This is a genomic window from Phenylobacterium sp. (assembly GCF_030654915.1).
In the GTDB taxonomy this organism is placed as follows: Bacteria; Pseudomonadota; Alphaproteobacteria; order Caulobacterales; family Caulobacteraceae; genus Phenylobacterium.
Genome location: NZ_JAURWM010000219.1, coordinates 17,546 through 31,629, shown reverse-complemented (window position 1 = coordinate 31,629; position 14,084 = coordinate 17,546). Strand labels below are relative to the sequence as shown.

The following is a 14,084-nucleotide window of genomic DNA, read 5'->3' as shown; positions in this document are numbered from 1 at the left end:
TCGGCGGCGATCTCCGAGCGAGTGCCGAGCGAGCCGGTCCCGATCCAGCCGCGCGACAGCGCCTCGGACACCACGCACATCGCCACCTTGCCCAGCCCTGAGCCGCCATAGGCCTCTGGCGCGGTGAGACCAAAGACACCAAGCTCGGCCAACTCCTCGATGAGCGGCAGGGGAATGAGCTCGTCGCGCAGGTGCCATCCATGGGCGTGCGGTGTGATCTTTTCGTTGGTGAAGGCGTGGAACTGATCGCGGACCTGTTCCAGCGTCGCGTCAAGGCCGCTGGCCTCCAGCGACGGGCGCCCTCGGGCGGCCTCCAGCAGTACGACGATCCTGGCCTTGACCGCCTGGGAGGCGCCGGGGCGCAGCCGCTCGATGGCGGGCGCAAGGTCGCCGGCATCCAGGCCAAGATCGCCGGGGCGGAAGGTTTCGCCCTGGTTCATCGGCAAGCCGCCCGCCAGCTGGTTCAGATACTCGAAGGCCAGCAGTTGCGCAGGCAGGGCCTCGGCCTCGCCGAGCCGACCTTCGGCTTCCAGCGCTCCGGCCCAGACCGCCGTCTGGCGCAGGGTCTCGGCATAGGACGCCGCCCAGGCCAGGCCGTGGGCGACATGCTGCTCGGCGTCCAGGGCGCGCCGGTCGAGGCGGCCGCCCGGGCTGACACGGGCGGCGGTCGCCTGCCTTATCCGAGTGACGAGGGCTTCAGCGGCGTCGGCGGCTTCGGCGAGACGGGCGGGCAGGTCCTGCAAGATCATCGGCCAACTATAGGCGAAGCTTGTCGCCCGTCACGCCGGCCTGTACGCGTCAAGAACAGAGATTTGGGAGCAGGCTATGATCGTCGTTCATCACCTCAACGACTCGCGCTCGCAGCGCATCCTATGGCTGCTTGAGGAATTGAGGCTTCCCTACGAGATCAAGACCTATCAGCGCGACGCGACCACGCGTCTGGCGCCGCCGGAACTGAAGGCCGTTCATCCGCTCGGCAAGTCGCCGGTGGTCACCGAGGGCGCGGCGACGATCATCGAGTCCGGGGCGATCATCGACTACGTCCTGCGCCATCACGGCGCCGGCAAGCTGGCCCCGGCCGCTGACACGCCCGAATACGACACCTACCAGCAGTGGCTGCACTATGCTGAGGGCTCGGCCATGCTGCCGCTGATGCTGTTCATGTATGTCGGCCGGCTGGGCGAGGCCGGCGCGCCGCTGCATCCGCGCATCGAGAGCGAGATCGCCAACCACCTCGGCTATGTCGAGGGCGTGCTTGAAGGCCGCGACTACCTGATGGGCGACGAGCTGTCGGCGGCCGATATCCAGATGAGTTTCGTCGGCGAGATCGTCGGCGCCTTTGGCCGCTACGCCGCCTATCCGAACATCGCCGCCTGGGTGAAGCGCTTCCAGGACCGGCCCGCCTATCGCACGGCGCTCGCCAAGGGCGGCCCCTACAACATGGGTCCGAAGGACTAAGGATGCAGGGGCGGATGCGCCGTTGCGCGCCGCCCCGTCACCTAACCTCTCCCGAGGGAGAGGGACTCTCCCTTTGAGGCGTCGCTACCGCGCCCAGGGATCGTCCAGCACCCCGTCGATGAAGTCGAACACCGCGGCCTTGGTCAGGGCGTGGGGGATGGCCGAGAAGTGATCGCAGCCGGGGACGATCACGCCGTGGCCGTGGGCGAACGCCTTGGCCAGGACTTCCGGATCGCCATTGGATTCCCGCTGGCCGGCCACCACGAGCACCTGCATCGGCAGTGTCGCGAACCCGTCGGTGTCGAGCGGCGGGTTCTCCGCATTGGTGAAGGCGGCCAGGGCCTGACGGTCCTCGCCCTGTTCGTCGGCGAACTGGCGGAAGCTACGCAGGAAGGGCTCGGTGATGCTTTCGGGATCGTCCGTCAGCATCGCCTGGGCCATCACGTCGCCGCGCGCCGACGGGCGTTCGGTCAGCATCTTGTCGCCGACCCCGCCAAGGATGAGGTTGGAAAACCTGTCAGGGGCGGCGAGCGCCGCGGCCGAGGCGACCCGCGCGCCCATGGAATAGCCGAATAGATCGACGCGGTTGATCCCCAGGTGGTCGATCAACTCCACCACGTCGCGGGCCAGGTTCCCACGTCGATAGGCTTCCGGCTCATGCGGCTTTGCGCTCTGGCCGTGGCCGCGTTGGTCCAGTGCGATGACGCGGAACCGCCGCCGCTCCAGCGCCGCGTACCATCCGGTGCGCTTCCAGCCTTCGTTGCGGTTCGACGCAAAGCCGTGGACCAGCAGGATCGCTCGCTCATAGCCCTCCGGCGCGATGTCGTCATAGCTGACCGAGAGGCCGTCGCTGGTCGTGAAGTCCATGGTGTCCCCGCCTAGCTGCGCCAACGCAGGGTGGCGGCTTCCACCGGATTTGCAAAGGCCCGGCTGGCCTGGCGGCTGGCGGTCCATTCGCGCTTGAGCTGTTGGTACCACTTGGCCTGGCGGTCAGCGTCGTCGATCCACAGCAGGGCTGGATCGTAGCGTAGGCCCTCGTTCTGCAGGTTCACCATGTCGCCGTCCTGGCGCAGGAAGGCCCGCGCGCCGGCTGCGATGAACGGCTTCAGGACCAGGAACGCCGGGTGATCGGACCAGACGATCTGGGTGATCTTGGTCTTGGACTCGTTAATGGGGGTCAGGCAGGTCAGCGACAGCACCTGGCGCTTTCCGACCGTCACATGCTCCCAGCGCATGCCCGGAATGCGGAAGGTGATCTCGGTCAGCGGTTCGCCGCCGAGGATGGCGTAGGCGCGGCTGTTCTTCGAGGGCTCATGGCGGACCATGGCGAAGCCCTGCTCGCGCGGCTCGAACTTCTTGGCCTTCTCATGCTGGCTCTTGGCCGAGCGCCACCACCATTGCTGATGCACATAGGGGCCGTGGGCCGGGTCCATCAGGCCGACCACGGCGTGGTCGATGTGGGCGTCGAACTCCATGCGGTCGACCAGCTTGGGTCCGCCGCCGACCACGCCCGGAAACACCGCTGGCGGTTCGGACGGCTGGCCGGTGACTCGGGGATCGGAACTGATCCAGACGAACACCAGGCCCTGACTCTCGGCGGCGGGATAGTTTCGCACCCGGATGCGACTGACATCCATGGCCTGGTCGTCGACCAGCGACGGGATCGCCGCGCAGGCGCCGTCGGTGCGGAACCGCCATCCGTGATAGGGGCACTCGACGCTCTCGGTCCCGTCGGGCTCGGAGGTCAGCTTGCCGGCCGACAACGGCGCGGCGCGGTGCGGGCAGATGTCCCTCAGCGCATAGACCTTGCCAGCCCGGTCGCGGCCTAGCAGCACCGGCTCGCCCAATAGCTCATAGCGTTGCAGCTTGCCGGTCTTCAGGTCGCTTGAGAGCGCCGCGAAGTACCAGATGTCGTGCAGGAACCCGCGGCCGAACTTGATGTCAGCAGGGGGCGTGCGGGCTTGCTTTGTGTCGCCGTCGGCCATGGTCGCCCTTGTAGCGCGTCAGGCCAGCCGCAGGAACCGGGCGGCGTGCGGCCCCAGGTGCAGGGCTGCGCCGTCGAGTCTCGCCTCGCCGGTCGAGGGCGCGAGGAGCTCGCCGCCGGCCAGTCGTTCGTCGCCGAAGATCGCGGGGGCGGCGCTCATATTGAAAACGCAGGCGATGGCCTCGTCGCCCTCGTAGCGGATGAAAGCCAGCACCGGCTCGGGCGTGGTGATCATCTCGATCTCGCCGGTGGTGAGCGCGCGCGTGGCCTTGCGCAGGGCGATCATCGCCCGGGAAAACGCCAGGGTGGAGTTCGGATCGGAGCCTTGCGTCGCCGCTGACAGGCCGGCGTGCTCCGGCGCGGCCGGCAGCCACGGCGTGGCGGTCGAGAACCCGAGATTGGCGCCCTCGGTCCAGGGCATCGGCGTGCGCGAGCCGTCACGGCCCTTGGAGATCGGCCAATAGAGGTCGCCGACCGGGTCGCGGATCTCCTCGCGGGTCATGCTGCGGGCCTCGGGCAGGCCCAGCTCCTCGCCCTGATAGAGCAGGGTGGTGCCCTTGAGGCTGAGCAGCAGGGCCAGCATCAGGCGGGCCACCGCCTCGCCGCCGCCGAACCGGCTGGCGGTGCGGGGGATGTCGTGGTTGCAGAACGAGATGCAGGGCCAGTGGTCGGGGAAGCGTCCGAGCGTCTCGTAGTGTTCGCGGAAGACCTGGGCCGCCAGTTTGCGCGCGTGCAGCAGCACGAAGGTGTAGGCCGAGTGCAGGCCGTCCTGCGGCGTGCAATAGGCCCCGCAGCGTTCCTCCTCCTCGGAGAACTCGCCGAACACGAACCGCTCGCCGTGGCCGTCGCTGTTGTGCGCGTCGACCCGGCGGCGGATCACGTCCAGCAGCGGGATGTTTTCGGCCAAGTTGGAGTCGTGCAGGTGGCGCTGCATCTCGCTGGCGTGGGACCAGTGATGGCGCGTGCGCTCGCCCGGCGGCACGGCCGGATTGTCGGCCAGGGCGTCGTCGTGGAGGAAGGTGCCGGCGACGTCGAGCCGGAAGCCGTCGATCCCCTTGGCCAGCCAGAAGTCCAGCACCTTCAGCGCCGCCTCCTGGGCGTCCGGCTGGCGCCAGTTCAGCTTCGGCTGCTGGCGCAGGAACTTGTGATGATAGTGCTGGCGGCGCGCCGGCTGGTAGGCCCAGGCTGGGCCGCCGAACACCGACAGCCAATTGTTGGGCGCGGTTCCGTCTTGCGCCGGATCGGCCCAGACGTACCAGTCGGCCTTGTCGCCATCGGCGCCGCCATCGCGGCTCTGCGCGAACCAAGCGTGTTCGTCGGAGGTGTGGGCCAGCACTTCGTCCAGCATGACCTTGAGGCCGCGCGCATGGGCCGCGGCGGTCAGGGCCTCGAGGTCGTCCATCGTCCCGTAGTCGGGATGGACGCCCTCATAGTCGGAGATGTCGTATCCCCAGTCGCGGTTGGGCGAGGGGTGGACAGGCGAGAGCCAGATGGCGTCGACGCCTAGGCTCTCGATGTAGTCCAGTTTGGCCAGGACGCCCTTCAGGTCGCCGTGGCCGTCGCCGTCCGAGTCGAAGAAGCTGCGGACATAGACGTGGTAGACGACCGCGCCCTTCCACCAGGGCGCGGCCATCACCTTAGGCCTCGGTGGCGTTGTTGATGATCTTGGAGACCAGGCCGTACTCGACGGCGGCCTCGGCCCCCATCCAGAAGTTACGCTGGGTGTCCTTGACGATCTTGTCGTAGGGCTGGCCGGTTTCCTTGGCGATCATGCGGTTGACGCGCTCGCGCATCTTCACGATCTCCTCGGCCTCGATCTGGATATCCGAGGCTTGGCCGCGCACGCCGCCCATGGGCTGATGCAACAGGAAGCGGGTGTTGGGCAGGCAGAAGCGGTTTTCCTTCTGGGCGCCCAGGAAGATCGAGGCGCCGGCGCTGGCGACCCAGCCGGTCCCGATCACCTTCACCTGCGGACCGCAGTAGCGGATCATGTCGTGGATAGTGTCGCCGCTCTCGACGTGGCCGCCGGGGGAGTTGATGACAACCTTGATCGGTTTGTCGCTCTCGGCCGACAGCGCCAGCAGCTGGGCGGTGACCCGCTCGGCCAGGCGCATGTCGATCTCGCCGAACACCAGCACGGTGCGCGACTTGAACAACGCATTCTGGACAGGCCCAGACGTCATCGGCATGTCGGGCTTGCGGGCGTTCTCGTCGCCGTCGTCGTCTTCGTCCAGGCGCCAGTTACGCATAGGGGAGGTCTCCAATTCGATAGGATTGGAACGTGCGTCGCCGCGCGTCCATTCGCAAGGCCCCGAGCGCTATGCGCAGGCGGTTATTGCTAAAGCTTGCCGGGTTTCGGTGAATTTCTTTGATCTGGCGACCTAGCGCGGCTTCAGAGTCAGGACGACCTTCAGCATGAAGACGACGTTCGGCGTAGTGAGGTGAGCGGGGGATTTCCATCAATCGGCGGCGGCTGTCGATCAGGCAAGGGCGAGCGGCGATGAACCGAAGGGGCGTCTGATCGTTCGGTGCGCGTGGCCAAGGTTCCTGTCTCCTCCCCGCAATACGTCTGGTTAGGCGCAGTCTGGGCCACCCTGCTGGACGCCGCGCTCGTGGCGATCGCGGTGCTTTGGTGGATCGACGCCGCTGCGCCGCCCCAGGACTTGCCGTGGAAGCCGCTGAAATTGGAGGATCCGCCGGGTCTGGCGACCGCCGCCAAGTTCGCGGGCGCCGCGCAGGACCGGCGCCTGTGCCGCGCCATCCTGCGCGAGGGGGGCGTGCGATTCACCGAAGTCGCGGAGCAGGTCGATGGCTCCTGCGCACAACTCAACGCGGTCCGGCTGACCGCTGGGGTGACGCGCCTGTCGCCGGCCGCCCCGGCGATGACCTGCCCGGAGGCGCTGAGCTACGCCTTTTGGGACCGGCACGGATTGCAGCCAGCCGCGCGCCGCATCCTGAGCCAGCCGGTGACCCAGGTCGATCACCTGGGGACCTATGCGTGCCGGAACATCTACAACCAGGCCGAAGGCCGGCGCAGCGAGCATGCGTTCGCGAACGCCCTGGACGTGGCCGGCTTTCGGCTGGCGGACGGCCGCCGGTTGACCGTGCTTGGGGACTTCGAACGCGAAGACGAGCGCGGTCGTTTCTTGCGCGCCGCGAGGGACGGCGCATGCGACTGGTTTCGCGCGACGCTCAGCCCCGACTACAACGCCGCCCACCGCGATCACCTGCACCTGGACTTCGGTCGCTACAAAGCCTGCCGCTAGAAGCGGCTAGAGCGAGGCGAGCCAGGGCAGCAGCCGGGCGTTGACCTCTTCCGGGCGCTCCTGCTGGGTCCAGTGGCCGCAGCCGGGCAGGATGTCGGCGCCGCGCAGGTCTGTCATCTCCGCGCCCATGATCGCCACCAGGTCGCCGCGTCCGAGCATGCTGAGCACCAGGTCGCGCTCGCCGCCGATGAACAGCGATGGTTGCTCGATCTTCCGGCCTTCGAATTGGGAGAGATATTCGAAGTCGCGCTGGTGGTTGCGATAGCGGTTCACCGGGCCGCGAAACCCCGAGCCTTCGAACTCGGCGACGTAGTAGTCGAGGTCAGCGTCGGTCAGCCAGGCGGGGAAGGGATTAGGATCGACCAAGCCCTCCAGCAGGGTCGCGCCATGCGGCTTGTCGTTCGGCCAGGTCCCGTCAGGCGCGTCGCCGCTGATGGCGTAGTAGAACTTGCGCAGCGAGGCGCGCGGATCGGCTTCCAGCTCGGCCTCGGCGGGGCCCACGTTCTGGAACCAGGCCTGGTAGAAGAACTTGCCGCGGCTGGTGAAGACGCTCTCGATCAGATCGGTGAACGGCCGCTTGGGGACGCCCGTATAGGGCACCGACAGGCCGGCGACCGCGCGCACCCGATCGGGGCGGATCAGGGCGGTGTTCCAGACGATCGGCGCGCCCCAGTCGTGGCCGACCAGAACAGCCGGCGCGTCGGGGCTCAGGGCTTCGATGACGCCAGCCACGTCGGCGACCATGTGCTCCATGTCATAGGCTTCGATCGCCTCTGGACGTGAGGAGCCGCCATAGCCCCGGACGTCGAGGGCGCAGACCTTGAAGCCGGCCTGAGCCACCGGGCCCATCTGGTGACGCCAGCTGTACCAACTCTCCGGAAAGCCGTGGACCATCACCACCAGAGGGCCTTCGCCCTCGACAGCCGCCCGAAGGCTGACGTCGGGCAGGTCGATCATTTGGAAATTCGGCATCGCGGCTCCCCAGAGGCCAAGCTTGACCCAACGTCGCCCTGTGCGGCAAATGACGACACACAAAATCAAACACGTGTTTAGAGGGAACGCCATGGGCGAGTTGTTCGATCTGACCGGTAAGGTCGCCGTCATCACCGGGTCGTCGCGCGGGATCGGCAAGGCCATCGCCCAGCGCATGGCCGAACACGGCGCCAAGGTCGTCATCTCGTCGCGTAAGGCCGGCCCTTGCGACGAGGTCGCCGCCGAGATCAACGCCAAGCACCCGGGCGCCGCCATCGCGGTGCCGGCCAGCATCTCGTCGAAGGAAGACCTGCAGCGCCTGGTCGACGAAACCGTCAAGGCGTTCGGCAAGATCGACATCGTGGTCTGCAACGCCGCGACCAACCCGTTCTTCGGTCCGATGTCGCAGATCAATGACGATCAGTTCCGCAAGATCCTCGACAACAACATCATCGCCAACAACTGGCTGATCCAGATGGCTGCGCCGCAGATGCGCGAGCGTCGTGAAGGCTCGGTGATCATCATCTCGTCGATCGGCGGCCTGCGCGGCTCGACCGGTATTGGCGCCTACAACATCTCCAAGGCGGCCGACTTCCAGCTGGCGCGCAACCTGGCGGTCGAGCTTGGCCCCGACAACATCCGCGTCAACTGCATTGCGCCTGGCCTGGTGAAGACCGACTTCGCTAAGGCGCTGTGGGACACCCCGGAAGCCGAGAAGCGCTCCAGCGCCAACACGCCGCTGCGCCGCCTGGGCGAGCCGGACGACATCGCCGGGGCGGCGGTGTTCCTGGGCTCCAAGGCCGGTTCCTGGATGACCGGCCAAGCCATCGTCGTCGACGGCGGCTCGACCTGCTGATCGGCGCTCGCCCATCACATTAGTCGTCATGGCCGGCCTCTTGTGCCGGCCATCCATAGACGCCGACCTCGGAGATTTGCCTGGGGCGCTGGTGTCTATGGATCCCCGGGACAAGCCCGGGGACGACGAAGTTGAGAAGGGCTGCGCCTAGGCCCTCCGCGACAGGTCCCGCGCCTTGGCCAGGCGCTCGACCCCCGCGTCGAGCGTTGCGTCCTTCTTGGCCAGGCAGAGCCGCAGGATCGTCGTCACATGGTCCTCTTCGTAGAGGGCCGAGACGGGAATACTCGCCACGCCGGCCTCCGTGACCGCGCGCAGGGCGAAGGCCCGGTCGCCCTCGGTGACGCCCGAGGCGGCGAGATCGACATTGAGGAAGTAGTTGCCCTGGCTCGGCAGGACCGCGAAGCCTTCTCGCTTCAGCCCCTCCGCCAGTCGGTCGCGTGAGCGCTGCAGCGCCTTGGGCATGGCCTCGAACCAGTCGCCGCTGTTCTCCAACCCGAACGCCACCGCGGCCTGCAGGTTCGGCGGGGTGGTGAAGGTCAGGAACTGGTGGGTGCGCGACAGCACATGGGTCAGGGCCGAAGCGGCGCAGAGGAAGCCGACCTTCCAGCCGGTCAGGCCGAACATCTTGCCGGCCGAGCCGATTTTCACCGTCCGCTCGCGCATGCCTGGGTAGCCGATCAGCGGGCGATGGACGGCCCCATCGAACACCACCTGCTCCCAGACCTCGTCGCAGATCGCGATGGTGTCATGTCGGACGCAGAACTCGGCCAGCAGCGCCAGATCGCTGTCGGGTAGGACCGCTCCGGCCGGATTGATCGGATTGTTCAGCACCACGAAGCGGGTCTTCGCCGTGAACGCCGCCTCCAGCATGGCGCGGTCGAAGCGCCAGTGGGGCGGCGACAGCTTCACCAAGCGGGGCACACCGCCGGCGCGGCGGATCAGCGGCAGATAGGCGTCGTAGAGCGGCTGGAAGACCACCACTTCGTCGCCGGGCTGGATCAGGCCGAAGAAGGCCGCGGCCAACGCCTCGGTCGCGCCGGACGTTACGGTCACCTCGCTTTGCCAGTCGAGGTCCAGCCCCTGGCTCCTGGCGTAGTGGCCGGCGACCGCTGCGCGCAGCTCCGGCAGGCCGGCCATCGGCGGATATTGGTTGTAGCCGTTCATCACCCCATCGGCGGCCTTGGCGCGGATCGCCTCGGGGCCGGGGTCATCTGGAAAGCCTTGGCCCAGATTGATCGCACCGTATTGGCGGGCCAGACCCGACATCTCCTCGAAGACGGTGGTGGGCAGGTTTGCGAAGATCGGATTGGCCATGATGGTTGCCTAGCATAGCTGGGCGCGGGATATTTCGCCTATGCGGATCATAGGTTTCGAACCCCGTCACGCACATGCTTGGCGCACCCTGAACGAGGCTTGGATCTCCAAGCACTTCGCCATCGAGGCGAAGGACCGCGCCGTCCTGGACGATCCCCAGGGCAAGATCCTCCACCATGGCGGCCATATCTTCATGGCCGAGCGCGATGGCGAGGTGATCGGATGCGTGGCCATGATCGCCATGGCCGATGGCGGCTACGAGGTCGCCAAGATGACCGTGACGGAGGCCGCGCGCGGCACGGGGCTTGGGCGATTGCTGATGCAGGCCTGCATCGACAAGGCCCAGGCGGACCGCGCGCCACGGCTCTATCTCGAGACCAATTCTAGCCTCGGGCCGGCGCTGGGCCTCTACCGCGCCATGGGGTTTGTCGATCTCGATCCGGCCATGCGGCCGCCGAGCGACTATGCGCGCTGTGATGTCTGGATGGAGCGCCCGGTCTAGCCTGGACGGGCCTGCGGGGGCGGCGCCCCTAGTGGCAGGTCGCGCCGCGCAGGGCTTCGCCGAGCGTGCGGCGGGTCAGCGGCTTGCCGAGGAAGCCGACGGGGTTGATCCCGGCCATCGCCAGACGGAAATCGTCGGTGATCGAGCCCGAGACGAACAGCGAGCGCACGCCCAACTGGTCATAGAGCTTGCGGGCAAGCTTGCCGCCGTCGGTGTTCTTGGCCAGGCGAATATCGACGAGGGCTAGGTCGGGCAAGCCGTCCTCGGCCAGTTCCCAGGCGGTCACGGCGTCCGCGGCCTCGGCCACCACTTCATGGCCCATGTCTTCCAACAGGCTTACAATGTCCAAGGCGATCAACGCGTCGTCCTCAACAACCATAATGCGCATCGACGCTACTGACCCCTGGGGAAGAGCACTGCGAAGGCAGCGCCAACTTCCGGTCGCTCAATTTGGAAACGCCCGCCCAGTTGTCGTGAGAGCGCCTCTATAGCTCTCATTCCCAAGCTCTTTTTGGCGTGTGGCGTGAAGCCCTCCTGCAGGCCGTCGCCATCGTCTGAAACAGACAAGCGATAGTCGTCGCCTTCGGTTCCAAAGGTGACCCTAATCCGCGCGGGCCTATCGGTCGGGCAGCCATATTTCAAGGCATTGGTGATCAACTCATTGAGGATCAGCGCCAGCGGCACCGCTTGGCGAACGTCGAGCACCGCCGGCTGGATATCGGTCTCCAGGACGATGTCTTCGCGTCCCAGCGACTCGACCAGGTCGTGGGCCAGCGCCTTGGCGTAGCGCCCGGCGTCGAAAGCCCCGATCTCGTCTCCGCCCTTGTAGAGCTGCTCATGGACCCGTCCGACCGCGATGATCCGGTCCAAGGTCTTTTCCAGCGCCTCGCGGGAGTCGGCGTGCTCCACGGTCCGCGACTGCAGGCGCACCACGCTGGCGATCTGCTGCAGCGAGTTCTTTACCCGGTGGTTCACTTCATCGAGCAGCAAGGTGCGGTCGGCCAACAGGGCGCGCAGCCGCTCGGCGGTGTCGGCCTCGACTTCCCGGTCTAGGCTGATGTCGCGCAGGGCCTTGAAGAACAGCATGGCCAGCAGGGCCGCGAACATCAGCGTGGCGGCGATCAGCATGGCGCGAACGGCGGCGACCTGCTTGGAGCGAAGAGCTTCGAGCCGGGTTTCCTCGCGTTCCAACTCGGCGGCGATGCGGCGCACGCCGTCCATCGCCGCGATGCCCTCGCCACGGGCGATAATCTGGATGGCCGCGCCGGCGGTGCCTTGGCGGCGGGCGTTCATGGTCTGGTCGATGATCGCCAGCCGTGTCGCCATCAGGCCGCGCAGCTCGTCAATACGGCGCTGCTGGAGCGGGTTGTCGAGGGTCAGCTGGTCAAGGGTGTCGATCTGGCGATGAGCGATCTTGCGACCAGTCTCGACGCGTTCGGCGAATTGGCTGTCGCCGGTCAGGATGAAGGCCCGCTGTGCGGATTCCGCGTCGGTTAGGGCCTGGCGAAGGCCATCGATACCAGTGCGAACTTCATGGGTATGTGTAACAGCGGCGGCGGCGCGATCGTACCAGACGAAGGCGCCGCCGAGCGCCGCAAAGGCTAGGAACAGGGCGGTGACGGTAAGCGCGAGCAGGCGAAACGCCCGCTCGCGCGCGAGTTGTCGGTTAGATCCCGATACCTCGGCCGGAACGCCCCGCGCCACTACTCCTCCTTGACGCGACGCTTGCGGAAGGAGGGGTTCAGAACCTGCTTGCGCAGGCGGATCGACTTCGGCGTCACCTCGACCAGCTCGTCTTCCTCGATATAGGCGATGGCCTGTTCGAGGGTCATACGGCGGGGCGGGGTCAGGCGCACCGCTTCGTCCTTGCCGGAGGCGCGGACGTTGGTGAGCTGCTTGGCCTTCATCGGGTTGACGTCGAGATCGTCGGCGCGGCTGTTCTCGCCGATGATCATGCCCTGGTAGGTCTTCTCGCCGGCGCCCACGAACATGGTGCCGCGATCTTCCAGGTTCCACAGCGCGAACGCCGCGGTTTCACCGTCGGAGTTCGAGACCAGCACGCCCTTACGGCCGGCGTCGATCGCGCCCTTGTAGGGTTCGTAGTGGCTGAACACGCGGTTCAGCACGCCCGAACCGCGGGTGTCGGTGAGGAACTCGCCCTGGTAGCCGATCAGCGAGCGGGAAGGCGACATCAGGCTGATGCGCGTCTTGCCGGCGCCCGACGGCCCCATGTCCTTCAGCTCGGCCTTACGCGCCGACAGCTTCTCGATCACGATGCCGGAGAACTCGTCGTCGACGTCGATCATGACGTCTTCGATGGGCTCAAGGCGCTGTCCGGTTTCCGGGTCGGTTTGGAAGACCACCCGCGGACGGCTGATGGAAACTTCGAAGCCTTCACGGCGCATGCCTTCGATCAGCACGCCCAGTTGCAGTTCGCCGCGGCCGGCGACTTCATAGGCGTCCTTATCCGGCGTCTCGGTGACCCGAATGGCGACGTTGGATTGGGCTTCTTTCAACAGGCGGTCGCGGATGACGCGGCTTTGGACCTTGTCGCCTTCGCGGCCGGCCAGCGGGCTGTCGTTCACCGAGACCGTCATCGAGATGGTCGGCGGGTCGATCGGCTGCGCGGGCAGCGGATCGGTGACTTCCATGGCGCAGAGCGTGTCGGCCACGGTGGCCTTGGCCAGACCGGCGATGGCGACGATGTCGCCAGCTTCGGCGTCTTCAATCGGCTGACGCTTCAGGCCGCGGAACGCCAGGACCTTGGTGATCCGGCCGCGTTCAACTTCCTTGCCGTCGATGCCGAGGGCGTGGATCGCCAAGCCGGGGATCGCCTTGCCGCTTTCGATGCGGCCGGTCAGCAGACGGCCCAGGAAGGGGTCGTTTTCGATCAGGACCGACAGCATCTTGAACGGCTCGTCCTTGCGGGCGACGGCCGCGGGCTCTGGCACGTGGTCGACGATCAGGTCGAACAGCGGGGCCAGATTGTCGTTGGGCTGGGCCAGGTCCATCGTCGCCCAACCGTTCTTGCCCGACGCATAGATGTGCGGGAAGTCGAGTTGTTCATCCGTCGCGCCCATGGCCGCGAACAGGTCGAAGGCGTCGTTGAGAACTCGGTCCGGATCGGCGTGAGCCCGGTCGATCTTGTTGAGGCAGAGGATGGGGCGCAGGCCCATCTTCAAGGCCTTGCCCAGCACGAACTTGGTCTGGGGCATGACGCCTTCCTCGGCGTCGACCAGGAGGACGCAGCCGTCCACCATGCCAAGGATCCGTTCGACCTCGCCGCCGAAGTCGGCGTGGCCTGGGGTGTCGATGATGTTGATGCGGGTTTCACCCGCCTTGCCGTGCCAGAGGACGCTGGTGCACTTCGCGAGGATGGTGATCCCGCGTTCGCGTTCCTGGTCGTTCGAGTCCATGGCGCGCTCTACCGTCGCCTCGTTGGCTCGGAAAATGCCCGATTGGGCGAGCAGCTGATCCACGAGCGTCGTCTTGCCGTGGTCGACGTGGGCGATGATGGCGATGTTGCGAAGCGACATTGATTTGGCTTTTGAACGCCCTATTTGGGGAAGCGCGCGCTTTTAGGCGACGATTGGCCAATTAGCCAGCACCTTCTCGCCGCAGCGCCGAACATTGCTATTTGCCGATGGTGCGGTGCAGCATTCCAAGGGCGCGACTTGGCGGCTTAAATCACACTGATTTGTAACGTGATTTTTCAGGGTTTGCGAAAAACGT

At 66.6% G+C, this 14,084-nt stretch carries 14 protein-coding genes; 4 read left to right on the top strand and 10 right to left on the bottom strand.

All coding sequences use genetic code 11. The features are described from left to right. Positions 1–749 (bottom strand): acyl-CoA dehydrogenase family protein (locus tag Q7T84_RS11205; RefSeq protein ID WP_304808786.1); only part of this gene is annotated, 749 nt, incomplete at its 3' end. A gap of 76 nt (positions 750–825) precedes the next feature. Here Q7T84_RS11205 and Q7T84_RS11200 point away from each other — a divergent pair. Further along, positions 826–1,458 (top strand): glutathione S-transferase family protein, encoded by a 633-nt coding sequence (locus tag Q7T84_RS11200; protein ID WP_304808784.1) that lies wholly within the window; start codon positions 826–828, stop codon positions 1,456–1,458. Positions 1,459–1,542: 84 nt separating this feature from the next. Here Q7T84_RS11200 and Q7T84_RS11195 read toward each other — a convergent pair whose 3' ends face one another. The 4 genes from Q7T84_RS11195 to Q7T84_RS11180 are packed head-to-tail and all read right to left on the bottom strand — an operon-like array spanning position 1,543 to position 5,691. Then, entirely contained in the window at positions 1,543–2,325 is a 783-nt protein-coding gene (locus Q7T84_RS11195; protein ID WP_304808776.1) for an alpha/beta fold hydrolase, read from the bottom strand. A gap of 11 nt (positions 2,326–2,336) precedes the next feature. Then, entirely contained in the window at positions 2,337–3,443 is a 1,107-nt protein-coding gene (locus tag Q7T84_RS11190) for an aromatic ring-hydroxylating dioxygenase subunit alpha (protein WP_304808774.1), read from the bottom strand. A gap of 18 nt (positions 3,444–3,461) precedes the next feature. Next, entirely contained in the window at positions 3,462–5,075 is a 1,614-nt protein-coding gene (locus tag Q7T84_RS11185; RefSeq protein ID WP_304808772.1) for an alpha-amylase family glycosyl hydrolase, read from the bottom strand. A gap of 4 nt (positions 5,076–5,079) precedes the next feature. Continuing rightward, the gene (locus tag Q7T84_RS11180) at positions 5,080–5,691 is read right to left on the bottom strand and encodes an ATP-dependent Clp protease proteolytic subunit (RefSeq protein ID WP_304808771.1); all 612 of its coding nucleotides are present in this window, start codon (positions 5,689–5,691) and stop codon (positions 5,080–5,082) included. A 285-nt stretch (positions 5,692–5,976) separates the two neighbouring features. On the opposite strand from Q7T84_RS11180, the gene Q7T84_RS11175 reads away from it, so the two are divergent. Next, the gene (locus Q7T84_RS11175; protein WP_304808768.1) at positions 5,977–6,708 is read left to right on the top strand and encodes an extensin family protein; all 732 of its coding nucleotides are present in this window, start codon (positions 5,977–5,979) and stop codon (positions 6,706–6,708) included. Between the two features lie 6 nt (positions 6,709–6,714). Here Q7T84_RS11175 and Q7T84_RS11170 read toward each other — a convergent pair whose 3' ends face one another. Then, complete coding sequence (locus tag Q7T84_RS11170) at positions 6,715–7,680, bottom strand: alpha/beta fold hydrolase (protein WP_304808766.1); 966 nt, start codon at positions 7,678–7,680, stop codon at positions 6,715–6,717. Between the two features lie 91 nt (positions 7,681–7,771). Between Q7T84_RS11170 and Q7T84_RS11165 the strand changes: the two genes are divergently transcribed. Then, positions 7,772–8,536 (top strand): SDR family oxidoreductase, encoded by a 765-nt coding sequence (locus Q7T84_RS11165; RefSeq protein WP_304808764.1) that lies wholly within the window; start codon positions 7,772–7,774, stop codon positions 8,534–8,536. Positions 8,537–8,683: 147 nt separating this feature from the next. Here the strand turns inward: Q7T84_RS11165 and Q7T84_RS11160 are convergent, their stop codons facing one another. Further along, complete coding sequence (locus Q7T84_RS11160; protein ID WP_304808762.1) at positions 8,684–9,850, bottom strand: aminotransferase; 1,167 nt, start codon at positions 9,848–9,850, stop codon at positions 8,684–8,686. 40 nt (positions 9,851–9,890) lie between these two features. Between Q7T84_RS11160 and Q7T84_RS11155 the strand changes: the two genes are divergently transcribed. After that, positions 9,891–10,352, top strand: a complete 462-nt coding sequence (locus Q7T84_RS11155; protein WP_304808760.1) for a GNAT family N-acetyltransferase — start codon at positions 9,891–9,893, stop codon at positions 10,350–10,352. Positions 10,353–10,380: 28 nt separating this feature from the next. Here Q7T84_RS11155 and Q7T84_RS11150 read toward each other — a convergent pair whose 3' ends face one another. The 3 genes from Q7T84_RS11150 to typA are packed head-to-tail and all read right to left on the bottom strand — an operon-like array spanning position 10,381 to position 13,888. Then, positions 10,381–10,740, bottom strand: coding sequence for a response regulator (locus Q7T84_RS11150; RefSeq protein WP_304808758.1), 360 nt, complete (start codon positions 10,738–10,740; stop codon positions 10,381–10,383). 5 nt (positions 10,741–10,745) lie between these two features. Then, the gene (locus tag Q7T84_RS11145; RefSeq protein WP_304808756.1) at positions 10,746–12,056 is read right to left on the bottom strand and encodes a sensor histidine kinase; all 1,311 of its coding nucleotides are present in this window, start codon (positions 12,054–12,056) and stop codon (positions 10,746–10,748) included. Then, entirely contained in the window at positions 12,056–13,888 is a 1,833-nt protein-coding gene (gene typA, locus Q7T84_RS11140; RefSeq protein WP_304808754.1) for a translational GTPase TypA, read from the bottom strand. Before typA ends, Q7T84_RS11145 begins: the two co-directional genes overlap by 1 nt. Positions 13,889–14,084: the final 196 nt, after the last annotated feature.

Coding starts and splice junctions, on each gene's coding strand:
- Q7T84_RS11200 (WP_304808784.1), top strand. CDS start 826: ATGATCGTCGTTCATCACCTCAACGACTCGCGCTCGCAGCGCATCCTA.
- Q7T84_RS11195 (WP_304808776.1), bottom strand. CDS start 2,325: ATGGACTTCACGACCAGCGACGGCCTCTCGGTCAGCTATGACGACATC.
- Q7T84_RS11190 (WP_304808774.1), bottom strand. CDS start 3,443: ATGGCCGACGGCGACACAAAGCAAGCCCGCACGCCCCCTGCTGACATC.
- Q7T84_RS11185 (WP_304808772.1), bottom strand. CDS start 5,075: ATGGCCGCGCCCTGGTGGAAGGGCGCGGTCGTCTACCACGTCTATGTC.
- Q7T84_RS11180 (WP_304808771.1), bottom strand. CDS start 5,691: ATGCGTAACTGGCGCCTGGACGAAGACGACGACGGCGACGAGAACGCC.
- Q7T84_RS11170 (WP_304808766.1), bottom strand. CDS start 7,680: ATGCCGAATTTCCAAATGATCGACCTGCCCGACGTCAGCCTTCGGGCG.
- Q7T84_RS11165 (WP_304808764.1), top strand. CDS start 7,772: ATGGGCGAGTTGTTCGATCTGACCGGTAAGGTCGCCGTCATCACCGGG.
- Q7T84_RS11160 (WP_304808762.1), bottom strand. CDS start 9,850: ATGGCCAATCCGATCTTCGCAAACCTGCCCACCACCGTCTTCGAGGAG.
- Q7T84_RS11155 (WP_304808760.1), top strand. CDS start 9,891: ATGCGGATCATAGGTTTCGAACCCCGTCACGCACATGCTTGGCGCACC.
- Q7T84_RS11150 (WP_304808758.1), bottom strand. CDS start 10,740: ATGCGCATTATGGTTGTTGAGGACGACGCGTTGATCGCCTTGGACATT.
- typA (WP_304808754.1), bottom strand. CDS start 13,888: ATGTCGCTTCGCAACATCGCCATCATCGCCCACGTCGACCACGGCAAG.